Raw genomic sequence first — 24,924 nt, 5'->3', positions numbered from 1 at the left:
ACATTTTTCAGTCAATTGAATTAAAGATAAGCTTCATTTAAAATTGAAATATCGATAATATAGTTGGAGGCTACTATGGCGAATATCTTACAAACACAACTTACTGGTATATTCAATCGCTTAAATCAACAAGAATTGGATATACAAATGGCAGCACAATGTTTAATTCAAGCTATCGGCGGAGAAGGTCATGTTTATGTCAAAGGTTATGGCGACTTAAATTGCTTCGAAGATTATGTGCTTAACAGCAATGAAAAATTAGAAGCAAGCAAGCGTCTAACTGACTTAGAAAGTTATGATGCATTAGATACAACTGACCGCGTCTTACTCTTCTCTCCCTTTTATACAGAAGAAGTTCAAGCGGATACACAACGCTTAATTGATTTAGATGTTGATTTCGTTTTAATCTGTAACAAAAATAAAGAAACACCTATTCCTGACCATCTTCTTCATTATATAGATTTATGTACACCAAGACCGATTGTCTATACAGAGGATTATGACAAAATTGTTCAACCTCATCCTATGGCTTTCACTTATGTTTACTATGAAATCTATACACAAATGATTGAAATGATCAGAGACTTGGATTTGAACGTAGAAGAATAACTAAATAATTTGAAAATACAAAAGCGGCAAAGCTGTTTCACCTAGTTGTGAATCTGCTTTGCCGCTTCTTTATGCTTTATATTAGACGTATTTTGCCTTATTTACTTTTATTTTGTTGATATTTGTTAGCCGCTTCGATAAACGCTTTGAAGATTGGTTGCGGACGGTTTGGTCTTGATAAGAATTCTGGGTGGAATTGACTCGCGAAGAAGAAGTCATTACCAGGAATTTCAATCATTTCGATTCTTCTGCCGTCTGGGCTGATACCTGAGAAGACCATACCTGCATCTTCCATTTGTTGACGATAGTCGTTGTTAAATTCATAACGGTGACGATGACGTTCTTCGATTTCTTTTTTACCATAGATATCATAAGCTAATGTACCCTCTTTAACTTCACTTGGGTACAAGCCTAAACGTAATGTTCCGCCTAAATCTTCGATATCTTTTTGTTCTGGTAATAAGTCAATGATTGGATATGGTGTATCAGGATCTAATTCTGCAGAATGTGCACCTTCTAAACCAAGAACGTTACGCGCAAATTCTACTGTAACCAACTGCATACCTAAGCAGATACCGAAGTATGGCACATTGTTTTCACGCGCATAACGGATTGCTGAAATCTTACCTTCACTTGCACGGTAACCAAAGCCGCCAGGCACTAGGATACCGTCTACATCTTTTAAGTATTCCGCTGCGTTTTCGTCTGTCACTTCGCTAGAATCAATCCATTTAACTTTAATGTCTTTATATAATGGATAGCCTGCGTGTTTTAATGATTCTACAACTGAAAGATAAGCATCTTGCAAGCTTACATATTTACCGACTAAACCGATAGTGATTTCACCATCAAGATTGTTTACGATTTCTAATAAATGTTTCCATTCATCTAATTGTGTATCGTATTTCGCATCTAAGTCTAAGCGATTGATGACTAAGTCATCCATATGTTGTTTGCTTAATTGTAAAGGAATTTCATATAAAGATTCAGCATCACGACATTCGATAACATTTTCTTCAGGAATGTCACAGAATAATGCAATTTTATCTTTTAAATCTTGTGTCATTTCATATTCAGTTCTTACCACAATCAAATCAGGTTGGATACCTAAACCACGTAATTCTTTAACACTATGTTGTGTCGGTTTTGTTTTCATTTCACCTGCTGCTTTGATGTAAGGTAATAAAGTACAGTGGATATACATGACATTATCTCTGCCTAAATCACTACGGATTTGACGAATCGCTTCGATAAATGGCAGTGATTCGATATCACCTGTTGTGCCGCCGATTTCAGTAATAACAACGTCTGCATTTGTGCTTTCGCCTGCTAATAATAAACGTTCTTTAATTTCATTCGTGATATGAGGAATAACTTGAACCGTGCCGCCTAAGTAATCACCGCGGCGTTCTTTTTTCAATACGTGAGAGTAAACTTTACCAGCTGTCACGTTTGAATATTTATTTAAGTTGATGTCGATAAAACGTTCATAGTGTCCTAAGTCTAAGTCTGTTTCCGCACCATCATCTGTCACAAAGACTTCCCCGTGCTGATACGGACTCATAGTACCTGGGTCTACGTTTAAATATGGATCGAATTTCTGTATCGTTACGGATAAACCTCTATCTTTTAATAATCTGCCTAATGATGCCGCTGTAATTCCTTTACCAAGTGAAGAAACTACTCCGCCAGTAACAAATATGAACTTAGTCATTCTTTTTCCTCCTACTTTTCAATTACAAATTAATTTAACATTCCATAACTTGTTTGTATTCATGTTAAGACATAAAAGTCTTAGCGCTTATTTTAAATATCGCTTAAAAAATAAAAAAACGCTCCCTCTCACATCTCATGTAAAGGGGGAGCGTATGATTTATACACGTTGTCCTAATTAAAGGAGCCCGAATAAAATTTTATCATTTTTCTAGAAAAAGTCAATTATTATTCTTCATCGTCTGGCTCATCATTAAAACCAGCCGCATCTTCAAATAATTCTTCTGCTTCTTCTAATTCATCTTCGTCTTCTTCGATAACGATATCAGATTCATTGACTTCTTCTTCATCTTGAGGATCGTCTAAATTTTCTTCGTCGTCCTCAACATCTTCTTCAGTTCTTGCTTCGTCTTCCTCTTCTTCCTCTTCGCCAAGAAGTTTAAGATTTTTATCTTCTTCGTCTTCTTCGTCCAAGATATCAAATTTTTGAATTGTAGGTGCGATTTTTTCTTCAATATCATCTACTGAATACCAGTCACGTAATCCCCACATATTTTCTCCGACATTTAAGAAACGTCCATCTGTGTTTAAGTCAGTGTAGAATTGAACAATACGATTTTCTAAATGTTCATTATCTTCATAGTGTCCTAAAGCTTTAAATTCATCAATGATATCGTATAAGTTCATTGTAGTCCCTTTTTCTTCTAATAAAGTATGGGCCATATCGATGAATGATTTTTCGTCTACCATTTCTTTTGTGTAGTCTTGAATTTTCATATGTTCTATTACTCCCTTTCAAAGGCTTTATCAATTCAATCACAAGTTTACTTATTTCTCATGTTAACAAATGTAAATTATAAATGACAATGCCCTATTTCGCAATGCTAATGATTACATTTTTAATAAACGATATATTTTTCAAATTTTACATAATCTTCAGTTTGCAAGGTTGCGACAAAATTACTGTTCAAACATAACGGTTTTAATTCATTATGTTCACCAAATAAAACAATATCTAAGACTTCTATTTCAGGATATGTTTTTCTGATATATGTCGCTAACTGACGTAATGCACTTTCTGCGATACCTTTATGTCGTTTATCCTTATCCACTTCTATACCTCTGATATGCATACGGTTTTCTGTTGCTTGCAAGGCAATAAAACCTGCTTTTTGACCATCCAGCATTAAATGTACTGTATCGATTTCTTTATCAGGTTGTTCATCGGGTGCTTTCAACTTTAATGATGAAACATATTTAGAATCTAAATCTAAATAGTATAAACGTTCTTCACCGATCGGTCCTTCTTGTTTTGTCGCAGTATGCATAAACCCTGCACGTTCATACACATTCCACGCTGCTTTATTTTCAGCATCGACCACAAGGTATAAATGGTTGAAATCACTATAAAGTGACTGAACATAATTCGGCAGATTCATCATAATCTTCGTGCCGTAACCATTTCCTTGGAATTTTTCATTAATAGATAACGAACGGACATAGACGACATGTTCTGGTGTGTCGTAACCTTCGTGTTGATAATATTGATGTAAAACAAAGAAGCCGACCACTTCCCCTTTTTGATTAATAGCTATATTCGCGATACGGTCTTTGTCTTTTAATGCATCGTCTAATACTTGTTTTGGTAAAGAAGAATAAATCACCTGTCTTTCTGACAGTTCGAATTCTTCGACTTCTTTATGGTACTTTGGTTCGTATGGCTGAACGATAATATCTCCAAATTGCTTACTGTGTTTCATATACATCCCCTACATTTCTTATTTACTGCAAGTTCAATTAGTGTTTCCCTATGCGCTATGCTGAGAAACAATTTGAGAGCCAATTGACACCGTATTGGTCTCTGACTTGACCATGCATTGCGTTGAAAAAAGTTTTAGTAATCGGCATGTGTGGATCTCCACCAACACTCAACGCATCATATACACGTTGTTGTTCTGTAGAATCTTCAAATGTCAGAAGCAGATTCACATCTTCATTACTGAATGGTTTGCCATAATTGCTCGATAAGTGCAATACAATAGCATCAGTAATGTGAACTTCTGCGTGCAACACTTGTTCTTTTTGTTGATTTAATACTTTAATCTCACCGCCGAAAACACTTTGATAGAATTCAGCTGCTTTTGCAACATTTTCTACGATAAGGTATGGACTTAATTTCATTTTTTATTGTACACTCCTTAACTTTGCTTTTTTCTTTCTCTTTTGATTATACTATTAATGATTACATGTCATACATAATTTTGAGGTGAAACTATGAAAATCGGTATTGATGCCGGTGGTACATTAATTAAAATTGTCGAAATCGACAACGGGCACCGTACTTTCAGAACGAAACGTACTGATGAATTAACAGAAGTGATTGAGTGGTTGAATCAACAACCTTGCAGAAATGTTTCTTTAACCGGCGGTAAAGCACAAATGATTAAAGATCAATTAGATTTCCCTGCACAAGAATTCGTTGAGTTCGATGCAGCTTCAAAGGGTTTAAATATGTTATTAGAAGAACAAGGTCATTATTTAAAAGACTACATCTTCGCCAATGTCGGAACAGGCACATCTATGCACTATTTTGACGGCCAGACACAAAGACGTGTCGGAGGTATCGGTGCCGGCGGCGGTATGATTCAAGGTTTAGGATACTTATTATCTGGGATTACAGATTATCAAACTTTGACAGATACCGCAGAACAAGGTGATCGTGAATTTATCGATTTAAAAGTAAAACACATCTATAAAAATAGTGAACCGCCGATTCCAGGTGATTTAACAGCCGCAAACTTCGCACATGTGATGCGTCATCTAGATAAAGAAGTTTCAACCGCAGATCAATTAGCATCAGTAATGGGTGTCGTTGGAGAAGTTGTCACAACCATGGCCATCACACTCGCAAGAGAGTTTCAAACTGAAAATGTGGTGTATATCGGTTCTTCATTCAACAATAATCATCTTCTACGCAAAGTTGTAGAAGATTATACTGTCTTACGTGGTTTCAAGCCTTACTATGTTGAAGGCGGCGCTTTTTCAGGCGCTTTGGGCAGTATCTACTTAGGAAATCCAGCGTAATGTACATCAAATAAATAGGGAATAAGGCAGATTTTAATCATTGCCTTATTCCCTATTATGTTCTCTATCTATTTAAACAATTTTAATAAGATAATTCATTTTTCAATGTTTGGGCTGAAACTATCGAACCTACAACATTCGGTTTTAAGTTGATGCCGACGCCGTTATCATCATCTCTTAATTGATCAAGCCATTCACTGAAAACTTCTCCTTCAACTTGATCTACATCGCATTCTTCAAAATCTTCATCGCGCACTTTCAATGCAGATTGATAGTCACTCCACACTGGCATAAAGTTAGGCTGGTTTTCCCCGTTATTGCTGATAATAATAAACTGTTTATTTCCTTTATCAGTCAGGCCATAAACATCATCTGTTTTCGCAGTAATTCGCGCAAATTCAACTGTACGAATACGATCCAGTTCTGTCATAATTTGTTTTGTAGCTTCATAAATATCAATGAAATGTCCGTCTAGTTCATCTGTAACATTGACTAAGACTTTATCCCCTTTATCAAATAAGTCATCCATTTCACTTGTCACAAAGCGATCTAAATCACGAATAATAATTTTATCGTAAGCATCTTTACGGTTTTCAAAATAAGCTTCTGCTAATTCTTTCTTTGTCCAAAATAGCGCAATGGCATGTCCATCTACATCTCTTCTAACCATTTTTCTATCTTTGACTGCAATATAGTACGTTTCATTTACAAGCAAATCTTTGAAAAACGTTTCGTATTTATAATCCATAGTAAACCCACTTTCTCTATAGTTGTGTATCAATGCAAATATAAAATAATAAACTTAAACAGTCAATCTAATACGATTTATGTTAAAGCAAAACGGCTAAAATCACACAGGATTTTAACCGTTTCACTAAAACTCTATATTAATCGCCTAATTCTTTTAAGAAGGCTTTTTCATTTAATTCAATTTCTTCTCTTGAGCTGCCATGCCAGATACACGCAAAACGAGAATTCACTTTATCCTTACCATACCAATCACCATCATAATAAGATAATGGATAAATTTTGCCCTGGCGGACATATTTCATAATCGTACGATAAAATTTCGTATTATCACTGCGTGAGAAATAACTATAGAATTTATGGAAATCTCCAGATAATTCATCATCTAACAGCAACATGCTTGTTGACCCGTTTTGACGGAAGTTTAAATCAATCGCATAAACATGACCATACTTATCATAAAGCAAGTCGAAACCTCCGACACCATAGAAACCTTCTTTAATACCGTTTTCCATAATTTCGCGACCCGCTTCAATCACAGCTTGCGGCACCTCTTCCACCGGTACACTTTGATTTCCGTTATAGAAACCATAATCATCTGTGATTTGTTCGGCTGTTCCTAAATATTTCAAACCGATTTGATCTGAGTAAGCAAATTGTACACAATAATTGGCGATATCATCCACTTTTTGTTCAATAATCATTGTTTCTGTTTCATTCAATGCTTGATGAACACGTTCAATGGCCTTTTCTAAATCTTCTTGGTTATAACAGATCATCACGCCATAACCGCCGGCTGTCGGTAAATCATCGCCTGGTTTTAATACAATCGGTAAATCCCACTTCTTCACTGCTTCTTCAAAATCTTCTACCGCCACAACTTCACGTTTCGGCAAATATTTACCGTTTGTCCACTCTGGTATACGTGCTTTATTGTTGAGCGCAACAAACGTATCTTTATCCAGCGCATAATCTTCTTTAGGTACAATGTCTTCACTATGCACATATTGGAAGTAAATCTTCTTGTTGTCTTCTTTCGTTAACGAACGTAATAAATGTTCATAACTAGCTTGGTTATGGAATTTATAAACATTGCTTGGCACTTCTTTACCGACTTCGTTGAATAACTGTTTCAACTTATCAGTGACACTCGCTTCATGCACAATCACCGGCATTTTATTCGCAATTAATAATTCACGACCTGTTAAGAAGTTAGATTGATGCTCATCAGGCTCTAACCAAGGATTGGAAACATACGATGGACGAGACGTATAAACAATAGACTCATCATATAAATCACTTAAAGTGACCTTAGGTTGTTCTGAATGTTTTCTAAGTTCTTTTAATGATGCTTGCTTCACTTTTCTGACATGTTGTTCTTTTATTTCTCTCAACAATTCATTGTTTTGAATTAAATCTAAGCCCATACGTGCTAAAATATCCGCACCTTTAATTAAGGCACTATCACCATGGTCAGATGCAGCAGCTTCTTTAAATTTGTAAGTATGTCCTACTAAATTGCTTGGCCCGATTTTAATATGTGCATGTAACGTCGGTACGATATGACTGACGTTACCCGTATCAGTAGAACCGTAACCGAAGTCAGTGAAGATGACTTCTTCGCCTTTTTGACGTGCATAATGTGCAAACAGTTCATCCAATTTAGGTGTTAAGATAAATTCGTTCACGCCATTTTGAATCGGTTTGAATGAATAGTCACAACCTGTCTGCAATGCGGCACCTTGAGCAATTTGACCTACTCGGTGTGTTAACACATCTAAATCTTTACGTGTTGTTGCACGTGTATAGAAACGTGCATGTGTAAAATCAGGAATAATGTTGGCTGCTTCTCCACCATTTAAAATCACACCATGTACACGTTCACCTTTTTTAATTTGTTGACGTAATTGTGCTACACCATTGAAATAGCTGATCATCGCATCTAAAGCGTTAATCGCTTCATCCGCATTTTCAGAAGCATGTGCACTTTTACCGTAGAATTTAATATCTAATACATCTACTGCTAATGTATGGATTGTTTTGTAGGTTTCATTACCAGGGTGCAGCATCAAAGCAACATCTAATTCATCAATGATACCTTCTTTAACATAACTCGCTTTCGCACTTCCGTTTTCTCCGCCTTCTTCGGCTGGACAACCTAACACAACGACTTGTCCGCCTACTTTATCGATAACTTGTTTTAAAGCGATACCAGCTAACACACTTGTTGTACCGATAATATTATGACCGCATGCATGACCTAATCCAGGAAGCGCGTCATATTCTGCTAGGAAACCAATCGTCGGCCCTGGCTTGCGACTATGATATTGAGCAATGAAGCCAGTCGGATGACCTGCGATATCTTGTTCAATTTCAAAGCTGTATTTCTTTAATTCTTGCATTAATAAACCAGAAGCAAAGACTTCTTGGTTTCCTAGTTCTGGTCTTTCATGGATTTTATGACTGATATCAATAAATTCTGACTGTTTCGCATCTATAAATTGTTCAATATGAGTTTCAAATGACATTTTAGTGACTCCCTTTATTTTTCAAAGATATATGTGTCTTTAAGGTCGTTTTAACACGATTTGGAACGCTTTTACCTTGCGTTCTCATCCCCTTTTATATCTTTATCAGTAAAATTGATTACTAAACATTTTAAAGGTTTTTCATGACTTTGTCATCCTTTTTCTTAATTTTCAACAAATTTATCCCGAGTAAACTGATAAACTTTTCATTGAAAGTGTATTCGGTAAAATTGTAAATGCTGCTTAGCCTTGTTACAATAAGACATGAAGAACTAAAGGAGGTTTAGTTTTATGCCTAAAATGAACGTTGAAAGTTTCAATTTAGATCATACTAAAGTTGTTGCACCATTTGTGCGCTTAGCAGGTACAAAAGAAGGTCAAAACGGAGATGTAATTAAGAAATACGATATTCGTTTCAAACAACCAAACAAAGAACACATGAAAATGCCTGGTTTACATTCATTAGAACACTTAATGGCTGAAAACATCCGTAACCACACAGACAAAGTCGTAGACTTAAGTCCAATGGGTTGCCAAACTGGTTTCTATGTATCATTCATCAACCATGATGACTACGAAGATGTATTAAACATCATTGAAGCAACATTGAAAGATGTTGTTGCGGCTAAAGAAGTCCCTGCTTGTAATGAGGTACAATGCGGTTGGGCAGCAAGCCACTCATTAGAAGGTGCACATGAAATTGCACAAGAAATGTTAGAAAAACGTGACCAATGGGATAAAATCTTCAGCGAAGACTAATCCTGGTCACTTGATGCGTTAATAGTATGTGAAGCCCCGCTTCAAATCAAAAATTGATTTGAGACGGGGCTTCTTTTTTGTTTGCTATTAAAATTATGAATAGATTGCTTTCATCTATTCTCTGTTTTTTAGTTTGTCTAATAATAATGAGAGTTTGTAGAGCATTGGGCGAAGCGGTTTAATAAAATCTCCAATATACTCTTCTACGTGTGCATTAAATCCTTCTTTGAATTTTTGTACACCATAGTCTTCTGCATTATCAGAGAAATCTCCTGTAATACCGTAGAAATTATAACGGTCAATACCTTTCTTCTTCGCAAATTTAATCATTTCCCATTGTAAACGGTATGCGCCCATAAACGCATTATATTGAGGATTCGAACCACTAGAGAGATAGTAAACTTCGTGCTCATTATAAAGATAAAGCGCAGCTGCTAAGTTTAAGATGTTGCCATCTTTTTCTATCATCGCTTGTGTTTCTTTGATTTTACGTTCGTTACTATTAAATTGTTGCTGCAGTTGATTAGCTCTGCTTTTTGATTTCTTAGAGTTCGGACTTTCTTTCAACTTCTCATTCACTTCATCTAAATCACTTTGTAATTGTGCGTGTTTCTCTTTCAACTCTTTTAAGTACGTATGCAAATCGACATATGCTAATTTTAAGAAACCACGATGACCATAAACCTTTTGCATTTGTTTAAAATAATCCAAACCTCTAAATGTGAAACCGTGTTTCTCTTCTGCCATTTTAAACAATTCGAAGAATAAAGGTGTTTCATCAATAGAAAGTGTACGGACTTGTACACCCATTTCATAAGTCTTTTTAATATTACGTCTTGTTTGATAGTCCATTTCATTGAGTAACTGCGTTTCTGATTTTCCTTTTAAATCTAACACAGACAACCATCTGATTTGACTCATAGAAGAATAACCAGTGGAATAGCCTTGATGTTTGTAACCTAACTTTTCCAATGTTTGAATCAACTGATGATTATCAAATTGTTCAATGATTTCACCATCAGTTTCCCTAATGCTTTCTAATACATAAGGATCTACTAACACATATATTCCTTTTTGCTTTCTTAAATACAACGTAAGTGCCGCAAAAAAATATTTTACAAGTTCAGCATTCTTATAATCCATGACCGGTCCGCGATGTGTATAGAAGTATTTAAAAAAGCGCATACTTCTCGCTTCTGTTAATAAACACGCCGCAATGACTTCATTTTGATTATCTTTAACACCTACAATATGTACATCATGTTGTGTTTTATTGCGATTATGATAATGTTTCACTGACTGTGTATAATGTGAAAAATGTTGTTTTGTATAATTCTCAAATTCTGCTTCAGTTAAATTAGTAAAATACATGGTGCATCTCCTTTGATGATGTCGCTCCCTTTAACTGTATCATTCTACAACACGTCACACCACATAGTCGTACATAATTGTTTATTTATTTTAATTTTTAATAAAAACACCTCAAAAAAAGATACGATACCTAATCATATTTACAATTAAGCATCGCATCGCATCTTTTCTTTCATCTATTTCTATTAATAATCAGAATCTGATTCTAGTCCTTGGATAATTTGTACACCTGCACTTGCGCCTACACGAGTTGCGCCTGCATCTAGCATAGCTTTGAAGTCTTCTAAGTTACGAACGCCGCCTGAAGCTTTGACTTCTAATGCGTCGCCAACGACTTCTTTCATTAATTTTACATCTTCAACTGTCGCGCCGCCGCCAGCAAAGCCAGTAGAAGTTTTCACAAAGTGTGCACCTGCTGCTTTACTTAATTCAGATGCTTTACGTTTTTCTTCATCTGTCAGTAACACTGTTTCGATAATCACTTTAACGGTACGACCATCAGCAGCTTTAACAACCGCTTCAATATCTTGTTGTACCTCATCATAGCGTTTGTCTTTTAATGCACCGATATTAATAACCATATCTAATTCATCTGCACCATTTTTCACTGCATCTTCTACTTCAAATGCTTTTGTCGCTGTTGTATTTGCGCCTAATGGGAATCCGACGACTGTACATACTAGTACGTCAGAATCTGCTAATGCTTCTGCCGCATGTTTCACGTAAGTCGGGTTGATACATACAGATTTAAATTGATATTCCTTTGCTTCTTCAATCAACTTATCAATTTGTTCTAAAGTAGTATCTGGTTTTAATAAAGTATGATCAATATACTTCGCATAATTCATTTGTATACATCCTCCAATTTGGTTGTTTACTTTCACATATAATATAACGTATTCAATTATCATTTTACCAAATATTTTAACTCGCTAAAATATAAGAGATGTTCAACTTGTTTCAATTTCACTCTTTTAATGAAATCATACCTGAATTGTCATTAAATAAGCCCAACTGTGTATAGTAATTCTCGCAAATTATAGGCTTGCGTGTTATCTTTAACTTAACTTATTTTTTATTAAAGGAGCAGATAAATATGACTCAAGGTACACCGCATATTCAACCAAATGGTGCTAAAATCGCGAAAACAGTTTTAATGCCAGGTGACCCGCTGCGCGCAAAATATATCGCAGATAATTATTTAGAAGATGTCGTACAATTTAACGAAGTTCGTAATATGTTCGGTTATACAGGCACATATAAAGGTAAAGAAGTTTCAGTAATGGGTTCAGGTATGGGGATTCCAAGTATTGGTATCTATTCATATGAGCTTTATAACACGTTTGATGTAGATACAATTATTCGTATCGGTTCATGTGGTGCATTACAAGAAGACGTAAATCTTTACGATATTATTATTGCACAAGGTGCTTCTACAAACTCTAACTATGTAGATCAATACAACATTCCTGGTCATTTCGCACCATTAGCTGACTTTGATTTAATGGTCGAAGCTAAAAATGTTGCAGACAAAGTCGGCGCAACGACTCATGTTGGTAATATCCTTTCTTCTGATACGTTCTATAACGCTGACTCAACATTCAACCAACAATGGCAACGTATGGGTATTTTAGGTATTGAAATGGAATCTGCAGGTTTATACTTAAACGCAACTTATGCAGGTAAAAAAGCATTAGGTATCTTCACAGTAAGTGACCACATCTTACGTGATGAAGCTACAACACCTGAAGAACGTCAAAACTCATTTACACAAATGATGGAAATTGCGTTAGAAATCGCATAATCTATTCAATATATTTTAAGGCGAAGCTCAACTCAGCTTCGCCTTTTTTTATAATTTCATTTAATATTATTTCTTATCATAACCATAATCTAGATATTCTTCTAATGTCTGATGTTGATTATGGATGTCTTTCGCATGTTTAAGGCCGACATATCTGAAATGCCAAGGTTCATATTGATAACCTGTAATATGTTCTTTACCTTTCGGATATCGAAGAATAAAACCATATTCATGCGCATGTTCAGCAAGCCATTTACCTTCAGGTGTTTCACCATATGCTTCTAAGAAATCTTTATTTCCTGGTGGTGTGCCCACATCGAAAGCTAAGCCTGTTTGATGTTCAGAAAAGCCAGGTCTAGCACTATATTTATCAGCGGCTTTCTGACCATCACGAGCCACATAACTATTATAAAGTCCGACTTGTTCTTGATAAGATCTGAATCCGCTGCGATAGACAATATTTAATCCTTCTTTTTTCGCATCTTGCATCATTTCATTTAAATGTTGTCTCGCTGTTTGATTTTCTCCACGATTATAGTGTTTTGAAATCGATACCTTTTTATTCACTAACATTAAACCATCAACAGTTGTCACACCATTTTTCTTGTTCACTTGATGTTGTTGTTTAGGTTGTGGTGCTTTTTTAGTGTCTTGTTGTGCTGATTGCTTGTTCTCCTTGTTGTCGTTTTGTTCTGATGTACTGCCGCAAGCTGTTAATAATAAACTAGCAGCCAAAGTACCCGCAATTAATTTATTCATCCCGTTATCACCTCATCAACTTTCACATCTATATTATAGAACGCATAATATATTTTTCAACATCCTTTTATGAAACTTTAAAATACTTTCACAAAAGAAAAACCAAGCCATGGTTCTTCTTGACCACGGCTTGGTTTTATCATTATAAGTTATTTGATTGGTGCTTATTTGCCTAGGAATGATTGGAACATCCAGTTGTGTTTATCAACTGATGTTTGTAATGCGATTAACATATCTTGAGATACATCATCTTCTGCATCTCCTGCAACTTCTACTGCTTTAGCAAGTTGTTCAGAAATGTTAGTGAAGTCTTTAGAAATTGATTGAACCATATCTTCAGCAGTTTTTTCTGATTCTGCTTCATCTACAATTGCTACATCTAAGCTATTTTTCAATGTCGCAACTGGGCTGCCGCCGATTGCTAAGATACGTTCTGCTAATTCATCAATGTGTTCACTTGCTTCGTTATATAATTCTTCAAATTTAACGTGTAATGAGAAGAAATGAGGACCTTTCACAAACCAATGGAAGTTGTGAATTTTTGTATATAATACTGTCCAGTTTGCTACTTGTTCGTTTAATACATTTACTACATCTTGTTTATTTGCCATAAAAATAATCGCTCCTTTAAGTTGTCGTTTTCTCTCTTTGTAATAGTTATTATATTATAATCATTCTAATCTGTAAAGCTATATCTCCTCTAATTTAAAATTATTATAAACTAGAGTTCTAAGATGTTGTATCTGCTTTCTCTATTAATTTACCCTGCTTGGAAGCTTTTAACACATTAATAACACTTATTACTAAGCCATTTAAAAGGATGTGACATTTAATGCTTGCCCATTATAAACAAGTAGTTCATTTTATTTTCATTCTCAATTAAATATTCTTAGGCAATTCAATAAAGAATGAGCGTTCATAATCAGTAGGTTCTTGCCATTCTGCATGCCACATCTTATCTCGGTTATTCGCAAATAAATCATAACCGAAGTTACGCAATGGTTTCGGTACAAGCGTTAATAGGACACCTATCCATTTTTCTTCTGTTAATGACATCAACAATTTTGCGATAGCTGTAGATTTGAAATAAAGATGGTCCCCTTCTTGCAGTACGACAGTATTCATTTTTAATATACCTGGATGTCTGCGTTCTAATTCTTGGCCTGCAGTACCTTTTAATGTCGCAAACTCATAACTTTTAGATAAACCGTGTCTAATTAACCATATCGCATAGTTATAGCAATACACACAGTTTGCATCATAATAAATAATCGGCATTCTATTACTCCTTTCTCGTTCAGTCTTTCATCTATTATTTAATATACCCGTTTAGAATTACCATTAATTTTTCATTAAAAAAAGTCTTAGATGGGACGTAACCCTCTAAGACTCATATCTATATTAGTCGTGATTTACTTTGACAATTCGTGCATATTTTAAGAATTGTTCTGAGTATTTTTGTTTAATCGTTTCTAAATCATCATATGTGACACCGATGATATGCCAGTTTGGATTAAAGTGATAGAAAGAATCTTTATCACGTGACCATCTGATCATAGAACCATCTCGATTATAACGTGGCAATGTCACTTCATAGCCTTCTAACACATTGATATACGTTTGGAAAATATCTGGATCAATACGATTGAAGTTATCAATGACTAAATAGCTGCGATCTGTTCTCGGCATCAATTCTGTAATGAAACCTTCTCTGTAATAAAGCGCTCCTGCTTCATTTGGTAAATACTTTCCATACAACATATCTTCAGAGAAGTCAGGATGTCCTGTGGTAATAACAGGTTTTGCATTGGTTTTTTGTAGTAGATTCTCTGCAGCTTTTAAGCCTTCTGCACGATCTTTATCTTGAATCACTAATAAAATAAATGGTTTAATTTCATCTTCTGTTTGTGCTACAGCATCATCTTTTTTGATGGCTTCAAATTGTGGTTTCACACTATCATTGCGACTCATTTCAAGAATCGCATCGAATTGTGCTTGAGACATACTTGCGATGGCCTGTTTGGCATTTTCTTGTAAGTAGTATAAGTTCTTTAATCTTGGATGTTTATTTAACGTCGCTAAATTTACCGGATTGATATCTTCATCATAGCGGACTTCAATTGCAGTACTATTTGTACGTCCTTGAATTGGCGGCAACTCACGAATATGTTGTGTTACTTCACCTAAACCTACCACAGAATGATCCGCATTACGGTTATAAAAAACAAGTTTATCGCCAATTTCAAGTTGCGTGTAGTAATGATAGCCGTTACGTTTAATCCCGTTGAACGTATGTGTAAATAATGTATACGTTTCACCCGGTTCAAAGTCTTTGGTTTCAGCTAAGAAGAAGTATCTCGGCACTTGTGTAGTCCCTTTACCAAGTTGTTCAATTAATTCAAATTCTTCTTTAGCGATTTGATTGAACAATGTTTCTTTCATGTTATTGATACGAAATTCTAACTGTTCACTGCGTTTTAAGTAATCTGTAGTTAATGGTTTCAAAGCTTCAGTTAAACGAAATTGTACGCGGATTTTGTGTTGTGCACCTGTTTGGACACTGATGATTTCACCGCTTCCAAGCAAACCAGCATCTGTTTGAACTTGATAAAAGATGACTTTATCACCTGGTTTTGCTTTTTTAAATGCTCGAAAGCCTTGCGTAGGATTGAATTGTGCCCCTGATTCAAACAATGTCGTCTGGCCTACTAAAGGTTCATTATGATTCCAACGATTATAACCACAGTTCAGCCAGAAATAGTTTGTTTCTTCACTCATTTTGATACTGCTCCTTCTTCATAAATATATTGATTTAAGTGCAATATACGCATTTCGCGGCTGTTAGCTTCAACCCTATATTGCAAATCTCATTCTAGCTATTTATATCAAATGCCTCTCTTTGATACAAGTCAAACTCATTATCTCGGCATTAGTAAAATTGCCATCAACGGCATGAAATTAATTAAAAATCCGCCTAACTTCAACATGTTGCTCGTTTGTTTATCTGGAATAGTAAGTAATACACATAGAATTCCTAAAATTGAAAACGCAGCTGGAATCATCAAGTTTGGATACTTAGGGAAATTCATAAAGACCCCTGCACCTGATAAAATACCGCAAATTAAAGTGATATATAAAAACTTGCGCATGCTGTTACACCTCTGTTTCTTTAAACATACGTAATCATAACTGTTAAGTCACCTTCAAAGATGTTATCTAAATCCTCAGATGTCAGTATAAAACTGCTGCCTGACGCAATTTCATAAACATCACCATCTGTAATCAATTGGCCTTCGCCATGTAACACTGTGACTAAACAAAACTCTCTTGGCTTCATATAATTTAATGTTCCTGTGATTTCCCATTTAACGACTGTAAAGGCATCATGTGTAATGTATGTTGTTCGTTTATGATTTTCAATAATTTCTGATTCTGGTATCACATTCGGACTATCTTCACGTACTTCAACGACATCTTTGGCTTTATCGATATGCATATCACGCGGCTGCCCTTGTGCATCTACACGTTCATAATCATAAATACGATATGTGACATCAGAAGCTTGTGTTACTTCATACACGACTAATCCTTTACCAATCGCATGGACAATACCATTAGGTACAAAGAAAAAGTCACCTGCTTGAACTGGGATATGTTTAAATAAATCCTGGTGTTCACCTTGATCTAAAGCTTTTACAAAGTCATCTTTAGACTCTGTATTCAAACCATAGATAATTTCAGCATCTTCATCCGCTTCAATAATGTACCAGCATTCCTTTTTACCGAAATCACCGTCTTCATGCTCATAGGCATAAGCAGTATCTGGATGTACTTGTACCGACAATGCTTCTTGTGCATCTATCATTTTAACCATTAATGGAAATTGCGCACTTGGAAAATCTCCAAATAATTCTTTATGTGTTTGCCAAACATAGCTAAGTGTTTGGCCTTTAAATGGACCATTTGAAATGACACTGTCACCATGTGGGTGCGCAGAAATCGTCCATATTTCTCCAATATCTGATTCAGGTAATGAATAACCATATTTTGATAAATGGTGACTCCCCCAAATTCTTTCTTTAAAAATCGGGTCTAAAAACAATGGCATTGAAACTGTCCACCTCCGCTACTTTTTCAAACCGTACCTTACTATGTATCGATATCTTTATCTCTGATTTCTTGATGGATTCATTCATGTTAGCGTTATCTAGCATATTATAACAATATTTTGTTCAGGGTGGTAGTATCCATAATTTTTTTACAAAACTTAATCATCAAAATTTCAATCAATGTATGTTTTTTTCACATTCTTTTTTATACTTTTGATATTTTTTATCATTTTCTCTATTAAATCTACATTTTCTGTTAATTATTGCTTGTGCTAGCTGTCTGTTACCCTTTATAATAGAAGTATGTTAATAATACCTTAACATATGCTACATAAGGTAATAAAAATGATTAATATCGAACGGGTTGCTGATGCAGCTCACACTGATAAAAAATTTGCATAAGGACCTAAGCCCTGGAAAAGCTTAGGTCTTTTTAAATACAGAGAAATCCCCGAGTCATACTGTTAATTGTATGGTTCGGGGATTTATGCATTTTTATATAATTAATTTATGGTTTCTAGATATCTTCTACAACAATATAAGCCGCTTTCACTGGACCATGTACACCCACAACTAAATTCATTTCGATATCAGCTGAGTTAGATGGACCAGTAATGAAGTTTACACATGATGGGAAACGTGCATCTTCTTGGTTTTTATCGAATAAGCCGTCTGCTGCTTGAGTAAATCTTGGAACAATATTCGATTTAGGAATAATCGCAATATAAGTTTCAGGCATTAAACTTACTGCACGACCGCGTCCTTTGCCTGAGAATAGCACGATTGTGCCGCTTTCACTTAAACAATAATCACTGAAAGTAATACCCACTTGTGCAGTTTGCGCTGCTGCTTTACTTTCATCAGGACGCGCTTCATCCCACACTGTTGTTTCAAATGCGCTTAAATCAATGTGGTATTGATCAAAGCGTGGATCATCAAAACGTACAACTGGGTTGCCGCCAAACTGTTCAATTGTTTCTTTCAATGTTTCATTCAATTGTGCTGTAGTTGTTTTCACAAATGCAGTATGAATGTTTTTACATTCTTGTTCTAAGTGGTCGACTAATTCATCTTGTGATAAGTCAGATAAAGTTTTGTATTGTGGTTGAACTGACCATTCAGGTTTGATGACTTTCTCTGGTGTTTTACGTTCTAAGGCGTTTTGAATATTTGCTAGGAATTTGTCTTTATTAGAAACTGAACCAGTCATTAGTGATTACCCTCTTTCTGTTTCAAATGTTCTTTCATCCAGTGATTGAAACGTTCTTTTTCAGGTGTTGGGAAATCTCTGGATTGTGTCCAAGCGTGTAATGGTTTTGGACCTTTTTCAACCCAACCGTCTTTATTCGCAAACGGTTTGAGGGCTGGTCCTGCCATTTTGATACTATATTGGAAAAGATGCGGTTTAGTTGTACCGATACCGAAACCTTTCATAACCAGACGTTCACCTAATGCTGATTTTTTAAGTTCTTCTGCTTCGACTTGACGGTGTTTTAAGAGTAAGTCGTGAAGCGGAATTTTAACTGGACATGCTTCAGAACATGCGGCACATAGTGATGATGCATATGGTAATTGACCATATTCTTCATAACCGCCGAGTAATGGTGATAAAACTGCACCGACTGGTCCTGGATAAATAGAACCATAACTGTGGCCGCCTGAATGACGGTACACTGGACATACGTTCATACATGCACCACAACGGATACATTGTAAGATTTCTTGGAATTGTGTACCTAAAATTGTTGAACGTCCATTATCTACGATAACTAAATGGAATTCTTCTGGTCCGTCGATTTCACCTTCACCACGAGGACCTGTTAATGTAGTGACGTAACTTGGTAATTTTTGACCTACTGCACTACGAGATAACATACCGACTAATACTTCCATTTCTTTAAATGATGGTACGATACGTTCCATACCCATAACTGTGATTTGTGTTTTAGGTACAGTTGTAGACATACGTGCATTACCTTCATTGGTAACTAAGCAGAAGCTGCCACTATCAGCAACCGCAAAGTTACATCCTGTAATACCGACTTCTGCAGCTAAGAATTTTTCACGCATAATTTTACGTACAAAGCGTGCCATTTCTGTCGGATCATCAGTACCTTCATAGCCTTCTTTCGCATGTAACACACGACGAATTTGACCGCGGTTTTTATGCAATGCAGGTGCAACGATGTGTGATGGTGGATCTTCTTCATCAATTTGTAGTAAATATTCACCTAAGTCAGTTTCAACAACTTCAGCCCCTGTATCTTGTAGGACATGATTCATATTGATTTCTTCAGTAACCATGGATTTTGACTTCACGATTTTTTTAGCATTTTTCTTTTTAACTACTTCAGCAATATAGTTAGAAGCTTCTTCTTTTGTTTCTGCGAAGTATACATGACCACCAAGTTTCGCAACATTTTCAGATAACTGATTCAAATAATAATCTAAGTTTTCTAATGTATGTTGACGAATTTCTGCAGAAAGTTGACGCCATTCTTCCCAGTTGCCAAGTTCTTCTTGTGCTTTTAATTTTTTAACTCTTAAGCCATCTTGTGCAGAACTTACCGCACCACGCATGAATTTATTTTGTTTCTCAACTTTGAAGGCTTCTTTGAATGTTTTTTCTCCGATACGCATACCCATCTTAATGCACCGCCCCTTCAAGTTGATGATTCAACACTTCCGCAATATGAAGTACTTTTACTTTACTATTGATACGTTTTAAACGTCCTTCGATATTCATTAAACAGCTGGCATCAGCACCGATTAAGTAATCAGCCCCTGTTTCATCAACGCAATGTGCTTTTTCATCAACCATTTCACTAGAGACATCAGCCATTTTTACAGCGAATGTACCACCGAAACCGCAGCAGTTATAATACTGAGGTAATTCTACTAATTCTAACCCTTTCACATGACTTAATAGTTCTTTCGGTTCATTCACTACGCCTAATACACGTGTGATATGACAAGATGGATGAATTGTTGCTTTACCTTCTAATGATGCACCAACATCTGTTACACCTAATACATTAACGATAAATTGAGTAAGCTCATAAGATTTATCTGCCAATGCGATAGCTTCTTTATGCATTACAGGATCCTTTTCAAATAAACTTGGATAATGTTTAAACATAGTAATACAAGAACCAGATGGTGCGACAACATAATCTGAATCTTTAAATGCTTTAATCATTTGTTTAGCTGATTGTCTTGCATCATCAAAATAACCTGAGTTGTAAGCTGGTTGTCCGCAGCATACTTGTGCTGTCGGATAATCTACTTCACAGCCTAGTCTTTCAAGCAATTCCACTGTCGCAACACCAATGCGTGTATGGAAAGCTTCAACTAAACAAGTTGAGAATAAACTGACTTTCATATTTTACACCCTTTCCCCGCTCGCGCATGTTACGTGAACGTATATGCCCTATTAAATTTTTAATGATTTCTAGATTCTTAATCATGAAAGCAGCAGTAATCATCCCCACAACAATTACTGTTTAGATTAAGAATAGAAACGATTACTCGTACATTATAGCGCTATTTAAACATCTAGTCATCAGATGTTTAACAATTTGTTCAAACTTTTTTGATTTCGCGAACAGTTTTTAAGCAAAATAAAAACAAGCCTCTATTTCATGAGACTTGTTCCTAATGTTTATTTTTGGCGAATATTTTCTAGAATTGTATCACGTACTTCTGCTAAATGTGATTTCATTTGTTGAACAGCTTTATCTGAATCTTGTTGTTCAATCGCTTGATATATCTTTTGATGTTCTTCATATAAACGGCGTAATGCTTTCTCTTTATCAAATAAATACACTCTGCGTGTTTCTTTCATTGTTTCTTGAATCACATCAGAAATATTATTCAATAAATCAAATAACATCTCATTTTGTGCCGATCTGGCAATTGCTAAATGAAACATTAAATCAGCCGCTTCACCTGATGTTCCATCACCTACTGCTTTCTGCATCAATTGCAATGCAGAAGATAACGCTTCTAAATCTTCATCTGTTCGGTGTGTCGCAGCTTTTTGTACTGTCGCAAGTTCCACAACTTCTCGTAACTCTAATAAGTCTTCAATTTGTTTGCGCGTCAAACTTGATTCATTCAAATCAAAGAACACCGGTTCTTTTTTAGTCACGAACGTCCCATAGCCTTGTTTGATTTCAATGACTCCGATTGTACGTAACGCATTAAAAGCTTCTCGTACAGATGCCACACTGACACCGTAGTCTTTTGCTAACGCTTGAATGGAAGGCAATTTGTCCCCGACAGCATATTCACCAGATTTAATTTGTTCTAACAAGATGTCGGCAATTTTTTCATATATCTTTGTTTTCGAAATTTTCATCGACTTTTGACCTCCATAGTTTTATCTTCTTAATTATAACAAATTCCTTCATAAACTTACTATATTACATATAAAAAAGAAGGCCATCAAAGACCTTCCTAAACAAATTTTATAATCATGATTATTTGTTTTGATAATATTGAGTCAACGCTGTATCAATTGCTTCATCGCCACTAACGACTTGGAATTCTCCACCTTGATATGCTTTGTCGCTCAAGACATTTACTATGACAGATGCAACGTCTTCACGTGGCACACTGCCTGCTTCTTCTAACTGAGCAACAATCGTTACTTTGCCAGTACCTGGATCATCTAATAAAGCACCAGGATGCACAATCGTATAATGTAAACCTGAATCACGTAAATGATTATCTGCATAATGTTTCGCAATAGTATAAGGTTTTAGTTCTGGTACACTATCAAACGCTTCACGACGAGAATCAAATGTAGAAACCATCACAAAGTGTTTCACGCCTGCTTGTTTACTTGCTTCAATAGCTTTAACTGCACCATCCAAATCAACAATGATTGTTTTATCTGCACCAGTACTGCCACCTGAACCAACAGAGAAGACCACTTGTTCAAAGCCTTTAAACTTCTCCGTAAGATCATCAATCGTATCATTTTCAACATCTACAAGTTCTGCTTGATAACCTTCTTCTTTTGCTTTACTCACTTGTTCTTCTTTACGATAAGCTGCTGTTACATCTTGGTTTGCTTCTTTTAATTGTTTTACTGCATAATGGCCAACACCACCATTGGCACCTAAGAATAAAATACTCAATGACTTCACTCCTTATCTGTTTTAACTCTTTTCATTAGTTATATGGTATGACTGTTCCCTTCATTTGTTAACCCAAAACAGACATTGTTTTCTGATATTGACTTATACATACAATCGATGTACATTATATATGAATACATGTTCATATATTAATAAGAGGAGTGAAAGTAATGTCACATCAAGAATTAAGCGGCCGTACACTCGCACAAGTGACGGACATTTTCAAAGCCTTAAGTGAACCCAACCGTATCCGAATTATGCATTTACTTGAACAAGGACCTTGCAGTGTAGGTCACATCAGCCATACGCTCAAACTTTCGCAATCAAATGTATCGCATCAATTAAAGGTACTGCGTCATGCTGAATTAGTTAAAGATCAACGACAAGGTCAATCTAAAATTTATATGCTTGATGATCAACACGTAGTTACACTGCTTTCACAAGCCATCCATCATGCAGAGCACCCGGTTGATTAGAAAGGAAGTTTTATTATGAATCATTCTCATGAACATGCACATCATCACCATCATCATGTGCATACCGACAACAAACGTGTTTTAGCTTTTTCTTTTATTATTATCGCATCCTTTATGGTCGTTGAATTAATCGGAGGATTTTTTGCGAACAGTTTAGCCTTGCTGTCAGATGGTGTACATATGCTTAGTGATGCTTTTTCTCTTGGCTTAGCATTATTCGCATTTAAATATGCTGAACGTCATGCGACCATGAACATGACCTTTGGTTATAAACGTTTTGAAATCTTAGCTGCTTTATTTAATGGTGTTTTATTACTCGTTATCAGTATCGGCATTATGATTGAAGCCATTCGAAGATTTGCAGCACCTCCTGAAGTCCTTTCTACTGAAATGTTTATCATCAGTGTCATTGGTTTAGTGGTCAACATTGTAGTGGCTTGGATTTTGTTGCGTGGCGGAGATACGGAACATAATATTAATATGCGCGGCGCATTCTTACATGTCTTAGGTGATTTACTTGGTTCATTAGGTGCGATTGTTGCCGCATTCTTAATTTGGGCTTTCCATTTTACTATCGCTGATCCTATTGCAAGTATGTTGGTGTCTTTATTACTCCTTAAAAGCAGTTACGGTTTAATCAAAGATTCACTTAATATCTTGATGGAAGGTACACCCAAAGATATCGATATTGATCAAGTGGTTGAAACGGTACGTGCTGAAACAGAAATCCAAAATGTGCATGACTGTCATATTTGGACGATTTCTAATGATTTAAATGCATTCAGTTGTCATGCAGTCGTAAGTGATACATTATCTATCAAAGAGTGCGAGGCATTGCTTAAACGTATTGAACATCAATTAAACGAACTTAATGTGCATCATATGACGATTCAATTAGAGTCTGACCAAAATGAACATAGTCGCGAAACATTATGTTCACATGTCGTGACACCTTAAAACATTCAAATGAATATTTATATGATATTAAAAACGACGTCTCAGCAATCACTGAAACGTCGTTTTTTTAGTCTTTTGTTAATAAGCGTTCTCTATTGAATAAATTTATCAAATATCAATTGTTGGCCTGGCACATCTTTTTGTTCGAAGCCATCAATGAAACGTGTATTATCATAAGCTACTCTGACATGTTCGATATTGAATTGTTCAGGTGTAATAGTCACAATACCATATACTGTATAAGGTGCATGATTCAATCCTACTGAACCTGGATTAAAGTAAGCAACATCTTCATAAATAAAATGATGCAACGTATGATTATGGCCGAATAGAATCAAATCCGCTTCTTTATCTTTAAATAGATGTGCCATATGCGATGCTGTCGGTTCAACAATTGGACTGAACGGCACTTTATCTATAGGTTGTTCTAACATCATATTTTCAATTTCATAATGAATACCTAATACTTTTTGGCCGGCCACTTCTAAGTTAAACGTTCTCGGTAATTGATTTAAATACTCGTAATACTGTGGGTTTAAATGTTCAGCAATCCAATGATGATGTTCGTAAAACTTATCTTTTAAATCTTCTGGATATGGTGTTTGATTGATGACTGACATAATTGCTTCGTCATGATTGCCTGCAATTGATGTAATATCATCGCGTGAAGTGACCATACCTAAAACTTCATTCGTATTATGACCGATTCCAATAATATCTCCTAAATTGTAAATATGATCAATATCCCCTCTTCTATCAATGTCTCTTAAGACTGTAGCCAATGCATCCATGTTTCCGTGGACATCTGTAAATACTGCAAATTTCATACTATCACCCTCATTAAAGTTTATAATGAAACAAAAC

26 protein-coding genes and 1 pseudogene are annotated in these 24,924 nt (G+C 35.6%); 6 read left to right on the top strand and 21 right to left on the bottom strand.

Annotated features, from left to right (window positions below):
* The first annotated feature begins 75 nt into the window (after positions 1–75).
* Positions 76–609, top strand: coding sequence for a DUF2529 family protein (locus HMPREF3031_RS12690; RefSeq protein ID WP_002481806.1), 534 nt, complete (start codon positions 76–78; stop codon positions 607–609).
* Between the two features lie 97 nt (positions 610–706).
* Here HMPREF3031_RS12690 and HMPREF3031_RS12685 read toward each other — a convergent pair whose 3' ends face one another.
* From HMPREF3031_RS12685 to HMPREF3031_RS12670, 4 genes are all read right to left on the bottom strand, one after another.
* A complete protein-coding gene (locus tag HMPREF3031_RS12685; RefSeq protein ID WP_070725014.1) occupies positions 707–2,323 on the bottom strand; it encodes a CTP synthase in 1,617 nt (538 codons plus the stop codon).
* A gap of 227 nt (positions 2,324–2,550) precedes the next feature.
* Entirely contained in the window at positions 2,551–3,099 is a 549-nt protein-coding gene (gene rpoE, locus HMPREF3031_RS12680) for a DNA-directed RNA polymerase subunit delta (RefSeq protein WP_002481808.1), read from the bottom strand.
* 122 nt (positions 3,100–3,221) lie between these two features.
* Positions 3,222–4,088: a GNAT family N-acetyltransferase gene (locus HMPREF3031_RS12675; protein ID WP_037556630.1), complete on the bottom strand. Its 867-nt coding sequence runs from the start codon at positions 4,086–4,088 to the stop codon at positions 3,222–3,224.
* Positions 4,089–4,137: 49 nt separating this feature from the next.
* A complete protein-coding gene (locus tag HMPREF3031_RS12670; RefSeq protein ID WP_002481810.1) occupies positions 4,138–4,503 on the bottom strand; it encodes a VOC family protein in 366 nt (121 codons plus the stop codon).
* A 93-nt stretch (positions 4,504–4,596) separates the two neighbouring features.
* On the opposite strand from HMPREF3031_RS12670, the gene coaW reads away from it, so the two are divergent.
* Positions 4,597–5,406, top strand: a complete 810-nt coding sequence (coaW, locus tag HMPREF3031_RS12665; protein WP_002481811.1) for a type II pantothenate kinase — start codon at positions 4,597–4,599, stop codon at positions 5,404–5,406.
* Between the two features lie 82 nt (positions 5,407–5,488).
* Here the strand turns inward: coaW and HMPREF3031_RS12660 are convergent, their stop codons facing one another.
* The 3 genes and pseudogenes from HMPREF3031_RS12660 to HMPREF3031_RS13785 all read right to left on the bottom strand — a co-directional run.
* Positions 5,489–6,154, bottom strand: coding sequence for a DUF2750 domain-containing protein (locus HMPREF3031_RS12660; protein WP_002481812.1), 666 nt, complete (start codon positions 6,152–6,154; stop codon positions 5,489–5,491).
* A 139-nt stretch (positions 6,155–6,293) separates the two neighbouring features.
* Complete coding sequence (locus HMPREF3031_RS13790) at positions 6,294–7,514, bottom strand: L-aspartate--L-methionine ligase LdmS (protein WP_226956319.1); 1,221 nt, start codon at positions 7,512–7,514, stop codon at positions 6,294–6,296.
* Between the two features lie 9 nt (positions 7,515–7,523).
* Positions 7,524–8,681: pseudogene (locus HMPREF3031_RS13785) on the bottom strand (M20 family metallopeptidase); the annotation flags it as partial.
* 291 nt (positions 8,682–8,972) lie between these two features.
* On the opposite strand from HMPREF3031_RS13785, the gene HMPREF3031_RS12650 reads away from it, so the two are divergent.
* On the top strand, positions 8,973–9,440 hold the full coding sequence (locus tag HMPREF3031_RS12650) for an S-ribosylhomocysteine lyase (protein WP_002481814.1): 468 nt from the start codon (positions 8,973–8,975) through the stop codon (positions 9,438–9,440).
* Between the two features lie 114 nt (positions 9,441–9,554).
* Here the strand turns inward: HMPREF3031_RS12650 and HMPREF3031_RS12645 are convergent, their stop codons facing one another.
* Positions 9,555–10,811, bottom strand: coding sequence for an aminoacyltransferase (locus HMPREF3031_RS12645; protein ID WP_002481815.1), 1,257 nt, complete (start codon positions 10,809–10,811; stop codon positions 9,555–9,557).
* A gap of 185 nt (positions 10,812–10,996) precedes the next feature.
* The gene (gene deoC / locus HMPREF3031_RS12640) at positions 10,997–11,659 is read right to left on the bottom strand and encodes a deoxyribose-phosphate aldolase (protein ID WP_002481816.1); all 663 of its coding nucleotides are present in this window, start codon (positions 11,657–11,659) and stop codon (positions 10,997–10,999) included.
* Positions 11,660–11,907: 248 nt separating this feature from the next.
* Here deoC and deoD point away from each other — a divergent pair, with 248 nt between their 5' ends.
* A complete protein-coding gene (deoD, locus tag HMPREF3031_RS12635; protein WP_002481817.1) occupies positions 11,908–12,615 on the top strand; it encodes a purine-nucleoside phosphorylase in 708 nt (235 codons plus the stop codon).
* 66 nt (positions 12,616–12,681) lie between these two features.
* Here deoD and HMPREF3031_RS12630 read toward each other — a convergent pair whose 3' ends face one another.
* From HMPREF3031_RS12630 to HMPREF3031_RS12580, 11 genes are all read right to left on the bottom strand, one after another.
* Positions 12,682–13,374, bottom strand: coding sequence for a D-Ala-D-Ala carboxypeptidase VanY (locus HMPREF3031_RS12630; RefSeq protein ID WP_002481818.1), 693 nt, complete (start codon positions 13,372–13,374; stop codon positions 12,682–12,684).
* Positions 13,375–13,538: 164 nt separating this feature from the next.
* Positions 13,539–13,985: a Dps family protein gene (locus HMPREF3031_RS12625; protein ID WP_002481819.1), complete on the bottom strand. Its 447-nt coding sequence runs from the start codon at positions 13,983–13,985 to the stop codon at positions 13,539–13,541.
* Positions 13,986–14,253: 268 nt separating this feature from the next.
* The gene (locus tag HMPREF3031_RS12620; protein ID WP_002481820.1) at positions 14,254–14,652 is read right to left on the bottom strand and encodes a thiol-disulfide oxidoreductase DCC family protein; all 399 of its coding nucleotides are present in this window, start codon (positions 14,650–14,652) and stop codon (positions 14,254–14,256) included.
* Between the two features lie 123 nt (positions 14,653–14,775).
* The gene (locus HMPREF3031_RS12615) at positions 14,776–16,152 is read right to left on the bottom strand and encodes an EVE domain-containing protein (protein WP_002481821.1); all 1,377 of its coding nucleotides are present in this window, start codon (positions 16,150–16,152) and stop codon (positions 14,776–14,778) included.
* A 140-nt stretch (positions 16,153–16,292) separates the two neighbouring features.
* Positions 16,293–16,523, bottom strand: a complete 231-nt coding sequence (locus HMPREF3031_RS12610; RefSeq protein ID WP_002481822.1) for a hypothetical protein — start codon at positions 16,521–16,523, stop codon at positions 16,293–16,295.
* A 20-nt stretch (positions 16,524–16,543) separates the two neighbouring features.
* The gene (manA, locus tag HMPREF3031_RS12605) at positions 16,544–17,482 is read right to left on the bottom strand and encodes a mannose-6-phosphate isomerase, class I (RefSeq protein ID WP_002481823.1); all 939 of its coding nucleotides are present in this window, start codon (positions 17,480–17,482) and stop codon (positions 16,544–16,546) included.
* A 518-nt stretch (positions 17,483–18,000) separates the two neighbouring features.
* Positions 18,001–18,693, bottom strand: a complete 693-nt coding sequence (locus tag HMPREF3031_RS12600) for a LutC/YkgG family protein (RefSeq protein ID WP_070725008.1) — start codon at positions 18,691–18,693, stop codon at positions 18,001–18,003.
* The gene (locus HMPREF3031_RS12595; protein WP_023016320.1) at positions 18,693–20,129 is read right to left on the bottom strand and encodes a LutB/LldF family L-lactate oxidation iron-sulfur protein; all 1,437 of its coding nucleotides are present in this window, start codon (positions 20,127–20,129) and stop codon (positions 18,693–18,695) included. The genes HMPREF3031_RS12600 and HMPREF3031_RS12595 overlap by 1 nt, the downstream gene beginning before the upstream one ends.
* A gap of 1 nt (position 20,130) precedes the next feature.
* Entirely contained in the window at positions 20,131–20,865 is a 735-nt protein-coding gene (locus tag HMPREF3031_RS12590) for a (Fe-S)-binding protein (protein ID WP_023016321.1), read from the bottom strand.
* A gap of 279 nt (positions 20,866–21,144) precedes the next feature.
* On the bottom strand, positions 21,145–21,843 hold the full coding sequence (locus HMPREF3031_RS12585) for a FadR/GntR family transcriptional regulator (RefSeq protein WP_002481826.1): 699 nt from the start codon (positions 21,841–21,843) through the stop codon (positions 21,145–21,147).
* Positions 21,844–21,964: 121 nt separating this feature from the next.
* Complete coding sequence (locus HMPREF3031_RS12580; protein ID WP_002481827.1) at positions 21,965–22,627, bottom strand: SDR family oxidoreductase; 663 nt, start codon at positions 22,625–22,627, stop codon at positions 21,965–21,967.
* A gap of 170 nt (positions 22,628–22,797) precedes the next feature.
* Between HMPREF3031_RS12580 and HMPREF3031_RS12575 the strand changes: the two genes are divergently transcribed.
* Entirely contained in the window at positions 22,798–23,103 is a 306-nt protein-coding gene (locus tag HMPREF3031_RS12575) for an ArsR/SmtB family transcription factor (RefSeq protein WP_002481828.1), read from the top strand.
* A gap of 12 nt (positions 23,104–23,115) precedes the next feature.
* Positions 23,116–24,060 carry a cation diffusion facilitator family transporter gene (locus HMPREF3031_RS12570; RefSeq protein ID WP_037556633.1) on the top strand — a complete coding sequence of 315 codons (945 nt, stop codon included), beginning with the start codon at positions 23,116–23,118 and terminating at the stop codon, positions 24,058–24,060.
* Between the two features lie 92 nt (positions 24,061–24,152).
* Here the strand turns inward: HMPREF3031_RS12570 and HMPREF3031_RS12565 are convergent, their stop codons facing one another.
* Positions 24,153–24,887 carry a metallophosphoesterase family protein gene (locus HMPREF3031_RS12565; protein WP_002481830.1) on the bottom strand — a complete coding sequence of 245 codons (735 nt, stop codon included), beginning with the start codon at positions 24,885–24,887 and terminating at the stop codon, positions 24,153–24,155.
* Between the last annotated feature and the right edge of the window lie 37 nt (positions 24,888–24,924).

It is taken from the genome of Staphylococcus sp. HMSC072B07 (genome assembly GCF_001815505.1).
GTDB lineage: Bacteria > Bacillota > Bacilli > Staphylococcales > Staphylococcaceae > Staphylococcus > Staphylococcus simulans.
This window is presented reverse-complemented; position numbering and strand designations above follow the sequence as displayed.